Annotated in this window: 1 protein-coding gene; it reads left to right on the top strand. The window is 51.6% G+C overall.

From position 1 onward, the window contains the following. Positions 1–432, top strand: a 432-nt coding sequence (locus tag B2X00_RS06420) for a class I tRNA ligase family protein (protein WP_290486584.1), incomplete at both ends; no start/stop codon positions are given.

Raw genomic sequence — 432 nt, 5'->3', positions numbered from 1 at the left:
CCGCAGTGGTTTATCAGCATGGATCAGAAAGGCTTACGTAGCCAAGCGCTTGAGCAAATCAAGCAAGTGCGTTGGGTGCCCGAGTGGGGTCAAAGCCGCATCGAGTCGATGGTTGAAGGTCGTCCAGACTGGTGTATCTCGCGCCAACGTACCTGGGGTAACCCGATTGCGATTTTCGTCAACCGCGAAACCGAAGAGCTGCATCCCAACACCCTTGAACTGATGGAACAAGTCGCTCAGCTTATCGAGAAAGACGGTGTTCAGGCATGGTTCGATCTTGATCCGGCGACCTTACTGGGTGATGAAGCGGACAAATATCGTAAAGTGACCGACACCTTGGATGTCTGGTTCGATTCGGGCGTAACTCACCATTGTGTATTACGTGAATTCCCGGGATTAAGCTGGCCAGCAGATTTATACCTTGAAGGTTCT

The organism is Idiomarina sp. UBA3162, from assembly GCF_002364475.1.
GTDB lineage: Bacteria > Pseudomonadota > Gammaproteobacteria > Enterobacterales > Alteromonadaceae > Idiomarina.
The sequence above is the reverse complement of the archived record's forward strand: the minus strand, read 5'-3'. Positions and strand labels throughout refer to the sequence as shown.